At 56.9% G+C, this 18,909-nt stretch carries 15 protein-coding genes; 5 read left to right on the plus strand and 10 right to left on the minus strand.

What is annotated here, in order from left to right; genetic code table 11:
• The first annotated feature begins 178 nt into the window (after positions 1-178).
• Both mutS and fdxA read left to right on the plus strand, forming a co-directional pair.
• Complete coding sequence (gene mutS, locus GHN86_RS03860; protein WP_153386150.1) at positions 179-2,758, plus strand: DNA mismatch repair protein MutS; 2,580 nt, start codon at positions 179-181, stop codon at positions 2,756-2,758.
• Between the two features lie 129 nt (positions 2,759-2,887).
• Positions 2,888-3,211 (plus strand): ferredoxin FdxA, encoded by a 324-nt coding sequence (fdxA, locus tag GHN86_RS03870; RefSeq protein ID WP_153377709.1) that lies wholly within the window; start codon positions 2,888-2,890, stop codon positions 3,209-3,211.
• A 109-nt stretch (positions 3,212-3,320) separates the two neighbouring features.
• Here the strand turns inward: fdxA and GHN86_RS03875 are convergent, their stop codons facing one another.
• From GHN86_RS03875 to GHN86_RS03885, 3 genes are all read right to left on the minus strand, one after another.
• Complete coding sequence (locus GHN86_RS03875) at positions 3,321-3,950, minus strand: CoA transferase subunit B (protein ID WP_153377710.1); 630 nt, start codon at positions 3,948-3,950, stop codon at positions 3,321-3,323.
• Positions 3,951-3,952: 2 nt separating this feature from the next.
• A complete protein-coding gene (locus GHN86_RS03880) occupies positions 3,953-4,651 on the minus strand; it encodes a CoA transferase subunit A (protein WP_153377711.1) in 699 nt (232 codons plus the stop codon).
• 394 nt (positions 4,652-5,045) lie between these two features.
• Positions 5,046-5,678, minus strand: a complete 633-nt coding sequence (locus GHN86_RS03885) for a TetR family transcriptional regulator (protein ID WP_153377712.1) — start codon at positions 5,676-5,678, stop codon at positions 5,046-5,048.
• 265 nt (positions 5,679-5,943) lie between these two features.
• Here GHN86_RS03885 and GHN86_RS03890 point away from each other — a divergent pair, with 265 nt between their 5' ends.
• The 3 genes from GHN86_RS03890 to GHN86_RS03900 are packed head-to-tail and all read left to right on the plus strand — an operon-like array spanning position 5,944 to position 11,702.
• Positions 5,944-7,095: an efflux RND transporter periplasmic adaptor subunit gene (locus tag GHN86_RS03890; protein ID WP_153386152.1), complete on the plus strand. Its 1,152-nt coding sequence runs from the start codon at positions 5,944-5,946 to the stop codon at positions 7,093-7,095.
• A 3-nt stretch (positions 7,096-7,098) separates the two neighbouring features.
• On the plus strand, positions 7,099-10,254 hold the full coding sequence (locus GHN86_RS03895; protein ID WP_153377714.1) for an efflux RND transporter permease subunit: 3,156 nt from the start codon (positions 7,099-7,101) through the stop codon (positions 10,252-10,254).
• Positions 10,251-11,702 carry an AdeC/AdeK/OprM family multidrug efflux complex outer membrane factor gene (locus GHN86_RS03900; RefSeq protein ID WP_153377715.1) on the plus strand — a complete coding sequence of 484 codons (1,452 nt, stop codon included), beginning with the start codon at positions 10,251-10,253 and terminating at the stop codon, positions 11,700-11,702. The genes GHN86_RS03895 and GHN86_RS03900 overlap by 4 nt, the downstream gene beginning before the upstream one ends.
• A gap of 198 nt (positions 11,703-11,900) precedes the next feature.
• On the opposite strand, the gene pcaC is transcribed toward GHN86_RS03900, so the two are convergent.
• The 7 genes from pcaC to GHN86_RS03935 all read right to left on the minus strand — a co-directional run bounded on the left by pcaC (position 11,901) and on the right by GHN86_RS03935 (position 18,779).
• Positions 11,901-12,293, minus strand: coding sequence for a 4-carboxymuconolactone decarboxylase (gene pcaC, locus GHN86_RS03905; RefSeq protein WP_122784720.1), 393 nt, complete (start codon positions 12,291-12,293; stop codon positions 11,901-11,903).
• Between the two features lie 10 nt (positions 12,294-12,303).
• A complete protein-coding gene (gene pcaD, locus GHN86_RS03910; RefSeq protein ID WP_323369172.1) occupies positions 12,304-13,104 on the minus strand; it encodes a 3-oxoadipate enol-lactonase in 801 nt (266 codons plus the stop codon).
• 13 nt (positions 13,105-13,117) lie between these two features.
• Complete coding sequence (locus GHN86_RS03915; protein WP_153377717.1) at positions 13,118-14,482, minus strand: 3-carboxy-cis,cis-muconate cycloisomerase; 1,365 nt, start codon at positions 14,480-14,482, stop codon at positions 13,118-13,120.
• 47 nt (positions 14,483-14,529) lie between these two features.
• Entirely contained in the window at positions 14,530-15,822 is a 1,293-nt protein-coding gene (locus GHN86_RS03920) for an MFS family transporter (RefSeq protein ID WP_153377718.1), read from the minus strand.
• A gap of 118 nt (positions 15,823-15,940) precedes the next feature.
• Positions 15,941-17,146, minus strand: coding sequence for a 3-oxoadipyl-CoA thiolase (gene pcaF / locus GHN86_RS03925; protein WP_323369173.1), 1,206 nt, complete (start codon positions 17,144-17,146; stop codon positions 15,941-15,943).
• Positions 17,143-17,925 (minus strand): CoA-transferase subunit beta, encoded by a 783-nt coding sequence (locus GHN86_RS03930; RefSeq protein ID WP_323369192.1) that lies wholly within the window; start codon positions 17,923-17,925, stop codon positions 17,143-17,145. The genes pcaF and GHN86_RS03930 overlap by 4 nt, the downstream gene beginning before the upstream one ends.
• The gene (locus tag GHN86_RS03935; protein ID WP_153377721.1) at positions 17,922-18,779 is read right to left on the minus strand and encodes a CoA transferase subunit A; all 858 of its coding nucleotides are present in this window, start codon (positions 18,777-18,779) and stop codon (positions 17,922-17,924) included. Before GHN86_RS03935 ends, GHN86_RS03930 begins: the two co-directional genes overlap by 4 nt.
• Positions 18,780-18,909: the final 130 nt, after the last annotated feature.

Here is an 18,909-nt window from a genome sequence, read left to right on the forward strand (position 1 = left end):
GCGAGAATAGTGCTGACGGTGTTTATAGATGGCAACTGCTATTTCTTCTATTAATAGCAGCGCCCATGAGCGCCTGTAGATGCACGTGGCTGACATGTTAACCTTGCGCCCATTGCGAAAACTTCAGGCCGCGCGCCTGCCTTTGCCCACTTTTAAAACGAATCCGCCTAAGCCCCTCATGAGTAAAAATACGTCCGACCTTTCCGGCCACACGCCGATGATGCAGCAGTACTGGCGCCTGAAGAACCAGCACCCTGATCAGTTGATGTTCTATCGCATGGGCGATTTCTACGAGATCTTCTACGAAGATGCGAAAAAAGCCGCCAAATTGCTGGATATCACTCTCACCGCACGCGGGCAGTCGGCCGGGCAGGCGATCCCCATGTGCGGGATTCCTTACCATGCCGCTGAAGGCTATTTGGCCAAGCTGGTAAAGCTTGGCGAATCGGTGGTGATTTGTGAGCAGGTCGGGGACCCGGCAACCAGCAAAGGTCCGGTCGATCGCCAAGTGGTACGCATCATCACGCCGGGTACGGTCAGCGACGAAGCGCTGATGGATGAACGCCGTGACAACCTGATTGCCGCCGTACTGGGCGACGAGCGCCTGTTTGGTCTGGCGGTGCTGGACATCACCAGTGGCAACTTCTCGGTACTGGAGATCAAGGGCTGGGAGAACCTGCTGGCTGAACTGGAACGTATTAATCCGGTTGAGCTGATGATTCCGGATGACTGGCCACAAGGCTTGCCGGCAGAAAAACGCCGTGGCGTACGTCGCCGCGCGCCGTGGGATTTCGAGCGCGACTCGGCCTTTAAAAGCCTGTGCCAGCAGTTTTCGACCCAAGACCTTAAGGGCTTCGGTTGCGAGAACCTGACCCTGGCGATTGGCGCCGCAGGTTGCTTGCTCAGCTATGCCAAGGAAACGCAACGTACCGCCCTGCCCCATTTGCGCAGCCTGCGCCACGAACGTCTGGATGACACTGTGGTGCTCGACGGTGCCAGCCGCCGCAATCTGGAACTGGACACTAACCTGGCGGGCGGCCGTGACAACACCTTGCAATCGGTGGTGGACCGCTGCCAGACGTCGATGGGCAGCCGCTTGCTGACCCGCTGGCTGAATCGCCCGCTGCGCGATTTGAGTGTGTTGCTCGCGCGCCAATCGTCGATTACCTGCCTGCTTGATGGCTACCGCTTTGAAAAGCTGCAGCCGCAGCTCAAGGAAATTGGCGATCTGGAACGTATTCTGGCGCGAATCGGTTTGCGTAACGCCCGCCCGAGGGATCTGGCCCGTTTACGCGATGCATTGACGGCACTGCCAGAGTTACAGGATGCAATGATCGGCCTCGAAGCCCCGCATTTGCAGGAGCTGGCCCGCATCACCAGCACCTACCCCGAGCTGGCGGCCCTGCTTGAAAAAGCCATCAACGATAATCCACCCGCCATCATCCGCGATGGCGGAGTACTCAAGACCGGTTATGACGCCGAGCTGGATGAGCTGCAATCATTGAGCGAAAACGCCGGCCAATTCTTGATTGACCTCGAAGCCCGCGAAAAAGCCCGTACCGGTCTGGCTAACCTCAAGGTCGGTTACAACCGGGTACATGGCTACTTTATCGAGTTGCCCAGCAAACAGGCCGAACAAGCGCCTGCAGATTACATTCGACGCCAGACCCTGAAAGGGGCTGAGCGCTTTATCACTCCGGAGCTTAAAGCCTTCGAAGATAAAGCCCTGTCTGCCAAAAGTCGCGCATTGGCCCGCGAGAAGATGCTCTATGAAGCCTTGCTCGAAACGTTGATTGGTGAGCTGCCGCCCCTGCAGGACACCGCCGCCGCGCTGGCCGAATTGGATGTACTGAGCAACCTGGCCGAGCGCGCGTTAAACCTCGACTTGAACTGCCCGCGTTTTGTTGATGAGCCGTGCATGCGCATCAACCAGGGGCGTCACCCGGTGGTTGAACAAGTGCTGACCACCCCGTTTGTGGCCAACGATCTGGCACTGGATGACAACACCCGGATGCTGGTGATCACCGGCCCGAACATGGGCGGTAAATCGACCTATATGCGTCAGACCGCATTGCTCGTGTTGCTGGCCCATATCGGCAGTTTCGTACCAGCGGCCAGCTGCGAACTGTCGCTCGTCGACCGTATCTTTACCCGCATCGGCTCCAGTGATGACTTGGCAGGCGGGCGCTCTACCTTCATGGTTGAGATGAGTGAAACCGCGAACATTTTGCACAACGCCACCGAGCGCAGTCTGGTCCTGATGGACGAAGTGGGTCGCGGCACCAGTACCTTTGACGGCCTGTCGCTGGCTTGGGCTGCCGCCGAACGACTGGCTCAACTGCGTGCTTATACATTGTTCGCCACTCACTACTTCGAGCTGACGGTCCTGCCCGAGAGTGAGCCACTGGTCGCCAACGTGCACTTGAGCGCAACCGAGCACAACGAGCGCATCGTGTTTCTGCACCACGTGCTGCCAGGCCCGGCCAGTCAGAGCTATGGCTTGGCCGTGGCGCAACTGGCCGGTGTGCCTTCCCCCGTCATCACTCGCGCGCGTGAGCACTTGAGCCGCCTGGAGACCACCAGCTTGCCTCATGAATTGCCAAAACCAGTGGCTGGCAAAAAAGCTGCGCCCCAGCAAAGTGATCTGTTTGCCAGCCTGCCTCACCCGGTTCTGGATGACCTTTCCAAGCTGGATCTGGACAATCTGACGCCACGTAAAGCACTTGATTTGCTCTACACATTAAAGACACGCCTTTAAAAGCTGCTAGAATCGCGCGCGGTTCGGGATGCTACTGGCCTTTTAGCCTGATCAGTAGATATCACTCCCGAGCCCTGCGAGCCCGAACTGGAAGGGCTTCGCTGCCGCCGCCTGAGGAGAAAATTAGAAATGACCTTCGTCGTCACCGACAACTGCATCAAGTGCAAGTACACCGACTGCGTAGAAGTCTGTCCGGTGGACTGCTTTTACGAAGGCCCGAACTTCCTGGTGATTCACCCGGATGAGTGCATTGATTGCGCGCTTTGCGAGCCTGAATGCCCTGCACAGGCCATCTTCTCCGAGGATGAAATTCCTGCTGGCATGGAGAATTTTATTCAGTTGAATGTTGAACTGGCTGAAATCTGGCCAAACATCACTGAGCGTAAAGACCCTCTGCCGGACGCGGCCGAGTGGGATGGCAAGCCAAACAAGATCGTCGATCTGGAACGCTGATTCCTGCTGTAGCTAAAAAGCCCCGTCTCATATGAGCCGGGGCTTTTTGCGTTTTAACGCATTCAATCATCAACCGTTGCCTTAGGCAGCGGTTTTCAGTGTGCAGGGGTTAACCGTTGATTTCGCAACCTGTGGCTTCTTGAAGCTGCTCACGCGTGACGCCCGCGGCCAGCTCGATCAGTTTTAGGCCCTGTTCGGTTACGTCGAGCACACCCAGGTCGGTAATGATCCGATCCACCACACCCACGCCGGTCAACGGTAAATCGCACGCTTTGAGCAGTTTGTGCGCGCCGCCTTTGGCCGTGTGCTCCATCAACACGACCACGCGCTTGACCCCGGCTACCAGATCCATCGCGCCGCCCATCCCTTTGACCATTTTGCCGGGGATCATCCAGTTGGCCAGATCGCCTTTCTCGGAGACTTGCATCGCCCCCAGAATCGACAGATTGATATGACCACCACGGATCATGGCAAAGGAATCGGCGCTGTTGAAAAAACTGCTGCCGGGCAAAGTGGTGATGGTTTGTTTACCCGCGTTGATCAGGTCGGCATCTACCTCATCTTCGGTAGGAAACGGACCAATACCCAGCAAGCCATTTTCACTTTGTAGCCAGACATCCATGCCCTCGGGTATGTAGTTGGCAACCAGCGTCGGCAAGCCAATACCCAAATTGACGTAAAAGCCGTCCTGCAATTCTTGGGCGGCGCGGTGCGCCATTTCTTCACGAGTCCAGGCCATGATCAGGCGCTCCGCACAGTGCGTTGTTCGATGCGTTTTTCCGGGGTGGCATTAAGGATCAGCCGTTGGACATAGATGCCCGGTAAATGAACGTGATCCGGTTCGATTTCGCCGATTTCAACGATCTCTTCCACTTCAACCACACACACTTTGGCCGCCATGGCCGCTAGTGGGTTGAAGTTACGTGCGGTTTTGTTGAACAGCAGATTGCCGGATTTGTCAGCCTTCCACGCTTTGACCAAAGCGACGTCGGCGCGTAGCGAGCGCTCCATGACGTACCACTCACCGTCAAATTCGCGGGTTTCCTTGCCTTCTGCCACCAATGTCCCGTAACCCGTCTTGGTGTAAAACGCAGGAATACCGGCTCCGCCAGCCCGAAGCTTTTCAGCCAGGGTGCCTTGCGGGGTGAATTCAAGCTCCAGTTCGCCTGCCAAATACTGACGCTCGAACTCTTTGTTCTCACCGACGTAAGAGGAAATCATTTTGCGAATCTGACGAGTCGTCAGCAGTTGACCCAATCCGAAACCATCGACGCCCGCGTTGTTGCTGATCACAGTCAGATCACGTTTACCAGTATCACGCAGGGCCGCAATCAAGGCTTCCGGGATACCACACAACCCGAACCCTCCAACAGCCAAGGTCATGCCGTCTTCGACAAGCCCCTGCAAAGCGGATTCAGCACTCGAGTAAATCTTGTTCAATTGTTATTCCTCGAATTTGCCACGACGCTCTCGGCATATCGCAGCCTGTTTGCTTAAGTTCAGGGTCGGCGTTTTCACCGCACACACTGGAACTCTGGCAGCTCTGGCCCAAAGCCACAGCGTTACCCGAGTGTAGGGGATACGCACACCACAACTCTAGGGTCTGTTCCCGTTTCATTGCAGCGGCGCCGACGCTCAAGCAAACGGTTGTCTGATGTAGGACTCTTCGCACCCTTAACCATGCGGTAACAATTGGCCTACAAAATACATAGCTGACTACCTTTAAACCCGCGACCTAGACGTATATAAAGACCGCTCGGAATCTGACTGCCTCAATTGGGAAATCTTCCTACCCTTATCCTTCGTTCCGACTAGACTCTGATCGAATTTGGCATCAATTGCGTAGGCTCAGGCTCAAGCTGATCATTTCGATGCCAGCATCAACCCATACCTCGGCTTCCTTGTGCAGTTCAAAACTGTCGGGAACCAGCAGCCATTGACCGAGAATGCCGTCGATATAGGCATGCAAACAAATGGCCGCACGACGAGCGTCAAGGTTATTGGGGAGTTGATTGCGATGGATAGCATTGTTCAGTGTGAGCTCGATTCGACTATTACAGTCGACCATCGCCACTTGGCGTTGACGACGCAAATCGCACATTTCGTCAGTGAATTCACACTTATGAAACAAAATCTCATTGATGCGCCGGGTTTTAGGGTCAATGGCTATCTGGCGAAACAACTTCACCAGCAGCTTGCGCATGCACCCAAGTGGATCCAGCTCATCCTGGCTTTCACTGGCCTTGGCCAGTTCTTCCAACGGCTCATGCAAGCTGTCCAACATGGCTTGTACCAAATCGGCTTTGTTGCTGAAGTGCCAGTAAATGGCGCCGCGGGTAACGCCCGCCAACGCGGCAATATCAGCCAATGTTGTGCGTGCGACACCACGCTCATAAAAGGCCTGCTCAGCCGCTTCGAGAATCGCACTGCGCGTTTCCTGAGCTTCTTCTTTGGTACGACGCACCATGGCAATAAAAACCTCAATCAGGAGGATCCGGACGTTTTAATTCAAGCGTCCAAACCAACATCGGGTGGCGGTTGTTATGCCTTATCCCGGCCTACTTCAAGCGTTAAAAAGGATGTTGTAGCGCGCTGTGTAAAAGGGCCGCGCTATTTACAAACAGACATGAATGTAAGTATATTCCTTAGCAAGCTACTTATCCACCCGGAACAGCTTTCTTTACCCTTCCACTATTCTTGTGCGCTTTCGCGTGCCTGACCCGAGGATTTTCATGCAATTCAAGCCAGCTGTTACCGCTCTGGTTGCTGCCATCGCCCTAGCTTCGCTGATCAGCGGATGTAAAAAGGAAGAGGCAGCACCTGCCCCGCAAATCCCTCAGGTCGGCGTCGTGACGCTGAAAACCCAGCCATTTACCCTGACTACTGATCTTCCAGGCCGTACAGCGTCTTATCGCTCGGCAGAAGTTCGCCCGCAGGTAAACGGGATCATTCTTAAGCGCTACTTCAAGGAAGGCAGTGACGTCAAAGAAGGCCAGCAGCTGTATCAAATCGATCCAGCCATCTACCAAAGCAGCGTGCTGAGCGCCAAGGCAACGCTACAATCGGCCAAATCGCTCGCAGATCGCTACAAGCAATTGGTCGCAGAGCAAGCGGTAAGCCGTCAGGAATACGACAACGCCGAGTCGGCCCGCCTTGAAGCCGAAGCCGCACTCAATACCGCCATGGTGAACTTGCGTTACACCAAAGTGCTCGCACCGCTCACCGGTCGTATTGGTCGTTCGCTGTTCACGGAAGGGGCTCTGGTCACCAGCGGTCAGGCCAACGCATTGGCCGTGATCACTCAACTGGACCCGATCTATGTTGACGTAACCCAGTCCTCGGTCGAAATGCTCGAACTGCGCCGCGATCTGGCAGATGGCCGCTTGAAATCCGCCGGCGCCAACGCTGCCAAAGTTAAGCTGACCCTGCCCGACGGCAGCGAATACTCAGAAGAAGGCCGCCTGGAATTCTCTGAAGTGTCAGTGGACGAAACCACCGGTTCCGTCACTTTGCGTGCGGTATTCCCGAACCCGAAAGACATCCTGCTGCCAGGCATGTTTGTTCATGCGCAACTGGAAGCCGGTATCAACAGCGATGCCATTCTGGCCCCGCAAATCGGTGTAACTCACAACTCCAAAGGCCAGCCGACAGCACTGATCGTTGGCCCGGACAACAAAGTTGAATTGCGCGTACTGCAAGCGACCCGTACCGCCGGCAGCGACTGGTTGGTGGAAGACGGCCTCAAAGCAGGTGATCGCCTGATCACTGACGGCCTGCAATACGTCAAGCCAGGTATTGAAGTGAAAATCATGGACAAGTCTCCAGGCGCATCCCCGGCATCTGCCCCGGCCACAGAAAAAGCTGCGGGCACTAAAGGGGAATAAACCATGTCGAATTTTTTCATCGACCGTCCAATTTTCGCGTGGGTAATTGCCCTCGTGATGATGCTGGTCGGGGCCCTTTCGATCCTGAAGCTACCGATCAACCAGTACCCGAGCATTGCACCACCGGCCATCTCGATTTCCGTGACCTACCCGGGCGCTTCGGCGCAGACCGTGCAGGACACTGTGGTTCAGGTGATCGAGCAACAACTGAACGGTATCGATAATTTGCGTTATGTCTCGTCGGAAAGTAACTCCGACGGCAGCATGACCATCACCGCTACGTTCAACCAGGGCACTGATCCTGACACCGCTCAGGTTCAGGTGCAGAACAAGCTCAACCTGGCGACCCCGCTGCTGCCACAAGAAGTTCAGCAGCAAGGTATCCGCGTGACCAAGGCAGTGAAAAACTTCCTGATGGTCGTCGGCGTGGTGTCCACTGATGGCACGATGAACAAGGACGACCTGTCCAACTACATCGTTTCCAACATGCAGGACCCTATCTCCCGTACCGAAGGTGTGGGCGACTTCCAGGTGTTCGGCTCCCAGTACGCGATGCGTATCTGGCTCGATCCGGCCAAGTTGAACAAGTTCAATCTGACGCCGGTCAATGTTAAATCGGCCATTTCAGCTCAGAACGTGCAGGTGTCTTCCGGGCAACTGGGTGGTCTGCCAGCGGTCAAAGGCCAGGAACTCAACGCCACGATTATCGGCAAGACGCGTTTGCAGACCGCCGAAGAGTTCAAGAAAATTCTGCTCAAGGTCAACACCGACGGCTCCCAGGTTCGCCTGAGCGATGTCGCTGATGTGGCATTGGGTGGCGAAAACTACAGCGTTAGCGCCCAGTACAACGGCAAGCCGTCCTCCGGCCTGGCAATCAAGCTGGCTACAAACGCCAACGCCCTGAACACCGCCAAGGCGGTACGCCAAACCATCGCGGATCTGCAACCCTTCTTCCCGCCTGGCATGGAAGTGGTTTACCCGTATGACACGACACCTGTGATCTCTGCCTCTATTGAAGGGGTTGTAGAAACACTGGTAGAAGCGGTTGTGCTGGTGTTCCTGGTGATGTTCCTGTTCCTGCAAAACTTCCGCGCCACGATCATCACCACGATGACGGTGCCGGTGGTATTGCTGGGTACGTTCGGCATCCTCGCTGCAGCTGGTTTCAGCATCAACACCCTGACCATGTTCGGTTTGGTACTCGCCATCGGCTTGCTGGTGGATGATGCCATTGTGGTGGTCGAAAACGTCGAGCGGGTGATGGCTGAAGAAGGCCTGTCGCCCAAAGAAGCCACCAAAAAATCCATGGGGCAGATTCAGGGCGCCCTGGTCGGTATCGCCTTGGTGCTATCGGCCGTATTGCTGCCGATGGCCTTCTTCGGCGGTTCTACCGGCGTAATCTACCGTCAGTTCTCCATCACTATCGTGTCAGCGATGGCGCTGTCGGTGATGGTCGCTTTGATCTTTACTCCGGCCTTGTGCGCCACAATTCTCAAGCCGATCGCCAAAGGTGATCACGGCGAGAACAAGCGCGGTTTCTTCGGCTGGTTCAACCGCACGTTCGACAGCGGTGTCAAACGCTACGAAAACAGCGTCAGCAGCATCCTGCGTCACAAAGCGCCGTACTTTCTGGCTTATGTGTTGATTGTCGTGGGCATGATCTTCTTGTTTACGCGCATTCCTACCTCCTTCCTGCCAGAAGAAGACCAAGGCGTGTTGTTTGCTCAAGTTCAGACACCGCCTGGAACGACAGCTGAACGCACGCAGGACGTCATCGACAGGATGCGTGAATACCTGCTCAAAGATGAGTCTTCATCCGTATCTTCTGTCTTTACGGTAAACGGCTTCAACTTTGCAGGTCGTGGTCAAAGCTCTGGCCTGGCCTTCATCATGCTCAAGCCGTGGAGCGAACGTGGCCCTGAAGACAGCGTATTTGCGTTGGCAGCACGGGCACAAAAGCACTTCTCCACGTTCCGCGATGCGATGGTGTTCGCCTTTGCTCCGCCAGCTGTAATGGAGCTGGGTAACGCCACCGGTTTTGACGTTTACTTGCAAGACCGGGCTGGTATCGGTCACGAAAAACTGATGGAAGCGCGTAATCAGTTTCTCGGCATGGCCGCGCAGAGCAAAATCCTGTCCGGCGTACGTCCTAACGGTTTGAATGACGAACCTCAGTACAAACTGATCATCGACGATGAGGCCGCGCGCGCTCAGGGTGTCAGCCTGTCAGACATCAACGACACGCTGTCTATCGGGCTGGGTGCCAGTTACGTCAACGACTTTATCGACCGTGGTCGGGTGAAGAAGGTGTTCTTGCAAGGCGATGAGACCTCGCGCATGAACCCCGAAGACCTGAAAAAGTGGTACGTCACCAACGATCAGGGAACCATGGTGCCCTTCTCGGCCTTTGCCCGCGGCGAGTGGACCTACGGCGCACCGAAGCTGTCGCGTTACAACGGTGTAGAAGCCATGGAGATTCTGGGTGCCCCTGCACCGGGTTACAGCAGCGGCGAGGCAATGGCAGAAGTTGAAGCACTGGCCAAGAAGCTGCCAGCCGGTGTCGGTATTGCCTGGACGGGACTGTCCTACGAGGAACGTCTGTCCGGTTCGCAAGCACCTGCTCTGTACGCAATCTCCTTGCTGATGGTCTTCCTGTGCCTTGCTGCACTGTATGAAAGCTGGTCGATTCCGATTGCGGTGATGTTGGTCGTACCCCTGGGGATTATCGGTGCATTGCTGGCTACCAGCCTGCGCGGCTTGTCCAACGACGTGTACTTCCAGGTGGGGCTGTTAACCACCATCGGTCTGGCAGCGAAGAACGCCATTCTGATTGTCGAGTTCGCCAAAGAGCTGCATGAACAAGGCCGAACGTTGACTGAGGCGGCGATTGAAGCGTGCCGCATGCGTCTGCGTCCGATCATCATGACCTCGCTGGCCTTTATCCTCGGCGTAGTGCCTCTGGCTATTTCCAACGGCGCAGGTTCGGGCAGTCAGCATGCCATCGGTACTGGCGTGATTGGTGGTATGTTGAGCGCCACCGTCCTGGCCATCTTCTGGGTGCCTCTGTTCTTCGTAGCCGTGTCCGCCATCGGCAAGCGTGCCGAAGGTAAAAAGAAAGTGGACCTGACTAAAACTCCAAATAAAGAGGCTGGCCAATGAGCAAGTCGCTTCTCGCAGTAGCTATCGCCGCGTTTACGCTGGGCGGCTGCTCGTTGATCCCGGACTACCAGCGCCCTGAAGCGCCGGTAGCCGCGCAGTACCCAAAAGGTCCGGCTTACTCGCCAACCGAGGCGGCCAATCAGGCCGCCGCCGAACAAGGCTGGCGTCAGTTTTTCCATGACCCGGCCCTGCAACAGCTGATTCAAACAGCCTTGGTCAACAACCGTGACCTTCGGGTCGCGGCGTTGAACATCGACGCGTATGCCGCGCAATACCGCATCCAGCGCGCCGACCTGTTTCCGGCAGTCAATGCGGATGCCAGCGGCAGTCGTCAACGTACCCCGGCGCGCATGTCGCAAACCGGCGAGTCGGGCATTACCAGTCAATACTCAGCGACCCTAGGGGTCAGTGCGTATGAGCTGGACTTGTTTGGCCGAGTACGCAGCCTCAGTGAGCAAGCGCTGCAGAACTACTTTGCAACCGAAGAAGCGCGACGCACCACCCAGATCAGTCTGGTGGCCAGTGTCGCCAATGCCTACTTGACCTGGCAGGCTGATAAAGAACTGCTCAAGCTCACTGAAGACACGCTGAAAAACTTCAACGAGAGCTACAAGCTCACGTTGCGCAGCAACGAAGTGGGTGTGGCCTCAGCGTTGGATGTGAGCCAACTGCGGACCTCTGTCGAAAACGCCAAAGTGCAACTGGCGCGTTATACCCGTCAGGTCGCTCAGGATCAGAACAGCCTGGTGCTGTTGTTAGGTACATCGTTGCCGGACAACCTGTCGCCAGCCAAACCGCTGGCCGCTGACCTGTTGAATGAAGTTCCGGCAGGTTTGCCTTCGGACTTGCTGCAACGTCGTCCGGACATCCTTGAAGCCGAACACAAGCTGCTGGCCGCTAACGCCAACATTGGCGCCGCACGTGCCGCGTTCTTCCCTAGCATCAGCCTCACGGCCAATGCCGGGACCTTGAGCCCTGACTTGTCAGGGTTGTTCAAGGGCGGTTCGGGCACGTGGCTGTTCTCGCCGCAAATTACCCTGCCGATCTTTAACGCAGGGGCTTTGCGCGCCAGCCTCGACTACTCGAAAATCCAGAAGGACATCACGGTTTCTCAGTATGAGAAAACGATCCAGACGGCGTTCCAGGAAGTCTCCGACGGTCTCGCTTCACGCGAAACGTACAAACAGCAGCTGGAGGCGCAGAACCAATTCGTCAATGCCAACCAGGATTACTACCGCTTGGCAGAGCGTCGGTATCGCATTGGTATCGACAGCAACCTGACCTTCCTTGATGCTCAGCGCTCGTTGTTCAGCGCGCAGCAATCATTGATCACCGACCGTCTGTCGCAGTTGACCAGTGAAGTCAATCTGTACAAGGCGCTGGGTGGTGGCTGGTACGAGCAGACTGGGCAAAACCGTCCGATTTCGGACGAGCCGCCCAAGGCTTGATGCGTTTCGGTTAAACAACAAACCCGCCTTCTGGCGGGTTTGTTGTTTGAGAAAAACCTTAAATCCCGTAGCAGCTGACGAGTAATGCGAGGCTGCGTTCGACGATGGAATCGTCGCAAGGATTCAAGCCGAGAAACCGTTACGACTGCTGCGCAGCCGGACGTAGCCTCGTACTACTCGTCAACTGCTACGCAGATATTAGCCGCGCGACTCCACGCCTAGTTCATCCCATACCGACTCAGCCAGATGGAACGTCGCATTGGCCGCCGGAATGCCGCAGTAGATGGCACTCTGCATCAACACTTCCTTGATCTCGGCACGGGTCACGCCATTATTAGCCGCCGCCCGCAGGTGCAACTTCAACTCTTCGCTGCGATTCATGCCGATCAGCATCGCAATGGTAATCAGACTGCGGGTATGGCGCGGCAGGCCGGGGCGGGTCCAGATATCACCCCAGGCATGGCGGGTGATCATTTCCTGAAACTCACTGTTGAATTCGGTCAGGGCATTGAGGCTGCGATCCACATGAGCATCGCCCAGCACTTCGCGGCGCACGCTCATGCCTTCGTCGTAACGTTGTTTTTCGTCCACAAAATGCTCCTTAATTCGCTTGCTCAGCGAGCAGAAAATCCAGCACTCGCTGACTGAAGGCATCACCGGCCTGTACGTTGGACAGGTGAGCGGCATGGAACTCGGCATACTGCGCGCCATGCACATGCTCTTGAATGAAATGGCTGCCCGCAGGCGGGGTGACAGCGTCTTCAGTGCCAGCGATCACCAAAGTGGGCACTGTGATTGCGCCCAACTGGTCACGAAAATCTGCATCGCGCACCGCCGCGCAATTGGCGGCATAACCCTGTGGCGAGGTGGCGGCCAACATATCGGTAATGCGCTTGGCTTGCTGCGGGTTGGCCTGCGCAAAGTCAGGGGTGAACCAGCGAGCAATTGACGCATCGCGCAGACCCGCCATTGCCGCAGCCCCTTCGCGCAGCACCATTTCAATACGCGGGTTCCACACGGCTGGCTCGCCGATCTTGGCGGCGGTATTGCACACCACTAACGTGTGCAGGCGTGAACCGGCATTGATGCCCAGCCATTGACCGATCAAGCCGCCCATCGACAAGCCGCAAAAATGAGCACGCTCGATTTTCAGCGCGTCCAGCAAGGCCAGTACATCAGCGCCCAGCTGCCCAATGGTGTAAGGCCCTTCGGTGACCAGTGACTGGCCATGACCACGGGTGTCGTAGCGAAGAACCTGAAAGTGCTGAGTAAACGCAGGCATCTGCGCGTCCCACATGCCCAGATCCGTGCCCAGCGAGTTGGACAAGACCAGCACCGGCGCCCCCTGCGGGCCGTCCAGCTGGTAATTGAGTTCACCTTCAGCAAGTTGTACACGTCCCACGCAGTGCTCCTTTTTATGATTCAAGTGCAAAATGTTCAGCCCGCGCACGCTCAACCCACGTCGTCGCCTGACCAAGGTAATAAGCCGGATCGAGCAAACGATCCAGTTCGTGTGACGACAGCTGGGCGCACACTTGAGGTTCTTCGCCCAGCACCGCACGCAAGTGGCGGTGCTCGGCGACGGCCCGTTTGCAACATTGTTCCAGCACGTGATGCGCGGCTTCACGCCCTATGCGCTGAGCCAGCACACTGCTGACCGCTTCAGCCAGCACCAACCCGTGGGTCAGATCAAGGTTGCTGGCCATGCGTTCGGCATCCACTTCCAACCCTTGCGCAATCGTCAACGCTTGAGCCAGTGCCCCGGACACCAGGCAACATATCTCGGGGAGGGTTTCCCATTCGGCGTGCCACAGCCCCAGGCTGCGCTCATGCTCTTGCGGCATGGCGCTGAACAAGGTGCTCAGCAAACCCGGCACACGCGTGGCAGCACTGATCAGCACCGCCGACCCCACAGGGTTGCGCTTGTGCGGCATGGTTGAAGAACCGCCCTTGCCCGGCGCCGAGGGTTCGAAGACTTCAGCGGCTTCGGTCTGCATCAATAAACTGATGTCACGCCCAATTTTGCCGAGACCGCCCGCAATCAGGCCCAATACCGCGCCAAACTCGACTAAACGATCACGCTGCGTGTGCCAGGGCTGATCGGGTAGTTGCAATTGAAGTTCTTCAGCCAACGCGTGCGCCACGGGCAATGCGTGATCACCCAGTGACGCCAGGGTGCCCGAAGCGCCGCCAAATTGCAGACACAGCAAGCGGGGTTTCAATTCATTCAGGCGCTGACGGTTACGGCTCACCGCCCCCAGCCAACTGCCTATTTTCATGCCCAAGGTGACAGGCGTCGCCTGTTGAAGCCAGGTTCGGCCTGCGAGCGGCGTGGTGGCATAACGCAGGGCCAGCTCAGCCAGGACATCGCCTAGCCGATGCAGATCATGATCAATCAAGGCGAGGGCTGATCGCAGTTGCAACACCAAGCCGGTGTCCATCACGTCCTGACTGGTCGCGCCCAGATGCACATAGCGCTCTGCTTCTGGCACGGCGATGGCTATCTGTTTACCCAAGGCTTTGACCAACGGGATCGCGGAGTTGCCCGCCGTAGCAATCGCCTGCCCCAAGGCGTCGAAGTCATACAGGCTGGCTCGGCATGCCACGTGGATCGGCATCACCGCTGACTGAGGGATCAGCCCGACCCGCGCCTGAGCACGCGCCAGTGCCGCTTCGAAATCCAGCATGGCCTGAACCCGACCATGATCACTGAACACGCCCCCCATGGCCTTGGCCGTGAAGTACGCATCGAACAGTTGGTGACTCTTGCACTCGCTCATAAACCCTTCCTGGAAGGCGCGCGCCCTTCAAAGACGCGCGCGGTGCTTCATAGGTCGTGGTGCAGGTACTTGGGTTGCTTGGGCAAGCGGAAGCTGAACAGAAAAGCGATGGCCATCATGGCCGTCACATACCAGTAAAAGGTGTTTTCCATGCCCATCGACTTGAGCCCCAACGCCACGTATTCCGCTGATCCGCCAAAAATGGCATTGGCTACGGCGTAAGCCAGACCGACCCCCAACGCCCGCACTTGAGGCGGGAACATTTCAGCTTTCACCAAGCCGCTGATCGAGGTGTAAAAGCTGACAATCGCCAACGCCAATGTGATCAGCACAAAGGCCAAAAACGGGCTGGAGATAGTTTTCAGTGTCAGCAGAATCGGTACGGTGCACAGTGTGCCCAGCGCGCCAAACCACAGCATCGACTGGCGGCGGCCAATCTTGTCCGCCAACATGCCGAACACCGGCTGCATGCACATATAAAGGAACAGTGCGCCGGTCATGATGTAGCTGGCGGTTTTGGCATGCATACCGGCCGTGTTCACCAGGTACTTCTGCATATACGTCGTAAAGGTGTAGAAAATCAGCGAACCGCCTGCGGTATAACCCAATACGGTAATAAACGCAGCTTTATGGTCGCGGAACAAGGCCCGGATACTGCCAGCGTCCTTATCCTGTCGCGTTTCAGCGCTGGTGGTTTCCTTCAGGGAACGACGCAGCATCAACGAAATCAGCGCGGCCAGCGCACCAATCACGAAAGGCACGCGCCAGCCCCAGGCACGCAACTCGTCTTCCGACAAAAATTGCTGAAGGATCACCACCACCAATACGGCCAGCAGTTGGCCGCCGATCAGGGTGACGTATTGGAAGGAGGCAAAGAAACCACGCTGACCTTTAAGGGCCACTTCGCTCATATAGGTCGCCGTGGTGCCGTATTCACCGCCCACCGACAACCCCTGAAACAGCCTCGCCACCAACAGCAACGCCGGCGCCCAGGCGCCGATTGAGGCATAGGTGGGCAAAAAGGCGATAACCAGAGAACCGGCGCACATCATCAGCACCGATATCATCATTGAGTTCTTGCGCCCGTGTTTATCGGCTACCCGGCCGAAAATCCAGCCACCGATAGGACGCATCAAAAAGCCAGCCGCGAATACCCCGGCCGTGTTCAGCAATTGAACCGTCGGGTCATCGGATGGGAAGAAAGCAGGCGCGAAGTAGATCGCGCAGAAGGCATATACGTAGAAGTCGAACCATTCGACGAGGTTGCCGGAAGACGCACCGACAATCGCAAAAATCCTTTTTCTGCGCTCCTCTCCTGTGTAGTGAGTGGCTGTTGTCATGTTTTTATACTCATCAGGGTTTAGTTGCATACCGACATACCTTGCAACATCTAACGCCATAATCACAATAAGCCGAACGATTGATTGATCAATCGCCCGGCTTTGTCACATCGCGCTATCAGACCCGTTCGATCGCCAACGCCAGACCTTGGCCGACGCCGACGCACATGGTCGCCAACCCCTTCTTGCCGCCGGTTTTTTCCAGCTGATGGAGTGCAGTCATCACAATCCGCGCCCCGCTCATGCCCAATGGATGGCCCAAGGCAATGGCCCCGCCATTGGGGTTAACCTGCGGCGCATCATCTGCCAGACCCAGCTCACGCAGCACGGCAAGGCCCTGACTGGCAAAGGCTTCATTGAGCTCGATCACATCAAAGTCGCTGACGGCAACACCCAGCCGTTCGACCAGTTTGCGTACCGCTGGCACCGGGCCGATGCCCATGACCCGAGGCGCGACGCCGGCACTGGCCATGCCCAGCACACGAGCCCGAGCCGTAAGGCCGTGACGCTTCACTGCCTCGGCCGAAGCCAGAATCAAGGCCGCAGCGCCATCATTGACGCCCGAAGCGTTGCCCGCGGTGACAGTTTTATCCGGGCCGTTGACCGGTTTGAGCTTGCTGAGTGTGGCCAGTGTCGTGTCTGCACGCGGGTGCTCATCGTGTTCAACAACGGTCTCGCCTTTTTTATGGGCGATGCGCACCGGCACGATTTCTTCCGCAAAATAGCCTGCTGCCTGCGCTGCCGCAGTGCGCTGCTGGCTGCGCAGGGCAAACGCATCCTGATCGGCGCGGGAGATACCGTATTCGTCGGCCACGTTATCAGCCGTCTGAGGCATGGCATCCACGCCGTATTGGGCTTTCATCAACGGGTTGATGAAACGCCAGCCAATCGTGGTGTCTTCCAGCTTCATGTTGCGCGAGAACGCGGCATCCGCTTTGCCCATGACGAAAGGCGCACGGGACATTGACTCGACGCCGCCAGCAATCGCCAGTTCCATCTCGCCGCTGGCAATCGCCCGGAAAGCCGTGCCAATGGCATCCATGCCTGAAGCACACAAGCGGTTGAGGGTCACTCCGGGAATCGTCTCCGGCAGACCGGCCAACAAGGCGGCCATGCGCGCCACATTGCGATTGTCTTCGCCGGCCTGATTGGCGCAACCGAAGAACACCTCGTCGACCTCATCCCACTGCACGCTTGGGTTGCGCTCCATCAGCGCCTTGATCGGCGTAGCGGCCAGATCATCGGCACGTACCGCCGCCAAACCGCCACCAAAGCGGCCAATGGGGGTGCGAATGGCGTCGCAGATAAAGACTTCACGCATCACGCTTCTCCTGGCGCCTGGCCGTGGGCCAAGGCGGTCCGGGCTTCCAGATCACGCAAGGCCTTGAGTTCAACTTCGGTAGGCTCAGCGGTGTGCTCTACGTTATCGGCAAAGCGAATCGCCCAACCTGTAGCGGCAACGACCTGCTCGCGGGTCACGCCCGGGTGTAAGGCTGTCACGACAAATTCGTTGGTTTGGGCTTCCGGCTCCATGATGCACAGGTCAGTAATGATGCCCACGGGCCCGGCACCCGGCAGGCCCAGACGCTTGCGTGAATCGCCGCCCTCGCCATGCCCCACAGAAGTTATGAAATCCAGACGCTCAACAAAGGAGCGCGCCGACTGTTTGAGGATGATCAGCACGCTTTTCGCGGAACCGGCGATCTCCGGCGCTCCACCGGCACCTGGCAGGCGCACTTTAGGCTGGTGATAATCACCGACCACCGTGGTGTTGATATTGCCAAAGCGGTCAACTTGGGCCGCGCCCAAAAAGCCTACGTCAACCCGGCCGCCTTGCAGCCAGTAGCGAAAAATTTCGCTGGTGGAGACGACGGTGTCTGCCGTTTCAGCCAGTTCCCCATCGCCAATCGATAACGGCAGCACGTTGGGTTTGGCACCAATCGGGCCGGATTCATAAATCAGCACAACATCGGGCGACGAGGTCAGGCGCGCCAGATTGGCGGCTTTGGAAGGCAGACCGATGCCGACAAAACAGACCGAGCCGTTTTTCAGGCGACGAGCAGCAGCAACGGTCATCATTTCATTGGTGGAGTAGGTCATTATTTTGCCTCCGAAGCGCGTGCCAACTTGGCTTGAAATTCGCTGAAATTGGCAGTGCCACGAATAAACTCGTTAATCCACGCGGTAAAGGTTTCGCGATCACGAGCAATCGGGTCCCACGCTTGATAAAAGCGGTTATCACGCTCGGTGTAGCCGTGGGCATAAGACGGATGGGCACCGCCAGGCACATGGCATACAGCGCTCAAGGCCCAGGTCGGTAATACGCAGGCATTCATGGGTGCTTGCAAGTCGTCGACGATTTCTTCGACGGTCACAATGCAGCGTTTGGCCGCCAGTGCAGCTTCTTTCTGAACGCCCAAAATCCCCCACAACAGCACATTGCCTTTACGGTCAGCCTTTTGTGCATGAATGACGGTAACGTCCGGGCGCACCGATGGCACGGCCGCCAGCACTTCGCCTGTAAACGGGCACGTGACGGTTTTGATCAGCGGGTTAACTTTGGGCAAGTCTGAACCGGCATAGGCTCGCAGCACGGCGAAAGGTAAGCCCGAAGCACCCGCCACATAAGCATTGGCCAGATCGGCGTGACTGTGCTCTTCGATTTCCAATGGCTGCGGCCACTGTTTTTCGACGGCATCGCGCAACCGGTGCAATGAACCAACGCCAGGATTGCCGCCCCATGAAAAGATCAATTTGCGCGCACACCCGGCACCGATCAACTGGTCGTAAATCAGGTCAGGCGTCATGCGAACCAAGGTAAGGTCTTTCTTGCCCTGACGAATAATTTCATGACCCGCAGCAGTCGGAATCAAATGTGTAAAACCTTCGAGGGCAACGGTATCGCCATCGCGCACAAATTGTTTCACAGCGTCGTGCAGTGAAATGATGTCTGCCATGGGGGTAGCTCCCGTTTCTTGTTGGTCACTTGCAGTTGAGAAAGGCGCGCCGGGGCGACACCGAATGCTCAGCAGGTTAAGCCGCCGTCACGGGCCAAAACAATCCGATAATCGACTATGTGTTCGTTTA

Source organism: Pseudomonas helleri, from assembly GCF_009600315.1.
GTDB classification, from domain to species: Bacteria; Pseudomonadota; Gammaproteobacteria; order Pseudomonadales; family Pseudomonadaceae; genus Aquipseudomonas; species Aquipseudomonas helleri_A.

Excerpts from the sequence above, each read along its gene's own strand:
- GHN86_RS03915 (WP_153377717.1), bottom strand. The coding sequence starts at position 14,482 with ATGAGCGAGTGCAAGAGTCACCAACTGTTCGATGCGTACTTCACGGCC.
- GHN86_RS03935 (WP_153377721.1), bottom strand. The coding sequence starts at position 18,779 with ATGGCAGACATCATTTCACTGCACGACGCTGTGAAACAATTTGTGCGC.
- mutS (WP_153386150.1), top strand. The coding sequence starts at position 179 with ATGAGTAAAAATACGTCCGACCTTTCCGGCCACACGCCGATGATGCAG.
- fdxA (WP_153377709.1), top strand. The coding sequence starts at position 2,888 with ATGACCTTCGTCGTCACCGACAACTGCATCAAGTGCAAGTACACCGAC.
- GHN86_RS03885 (WP_153377712.1), bottom strand. The coding sequence starts at position 5,678 with ATGGTGCGTCGTACCAAAGAAGAAGCTCAGGAAACGCGCAGTGCGATT.
- GHN86_RS03875 (WP_153377710.1), bottom strand. The coding sequence starts at position 3,950 with ATGGCCTGGACTCGTGAAGAAATGGCGCACCGCGCCGCCCAAGAATTG.
- GHN86_RS03920 (WP_153377718.1), bottom strand. The coding sequence starts at position 15,822 with ATGACAACAGCCACTCACTACACAGGAGAGGAGCGCAGAAAAAGGATT.
- GHN86_RS03895 (WP_153377714.1), top strand. The coding sequence starts at position 7,099 with ATGTCGAATTTTTTCATCGACCGTCCAATTTTCGCGTGGGTAATTGCC.
- GHN86_RS03900 (WP_153377715.1), top strand. The coding sequence starts at position 10,251 with ATGAGCAAGTCGCTTCTCGCAGTAGCTATCGCCGCGTTTACGCTGGGC.
- GHN86_RS03890 (WP_153386152.1), top strand. The coding sequence starts at position 5,944 with ATGCAATTCAAGCCAGCTGTTACCGCTCTGGTTGCTGCCATCGCCCTA.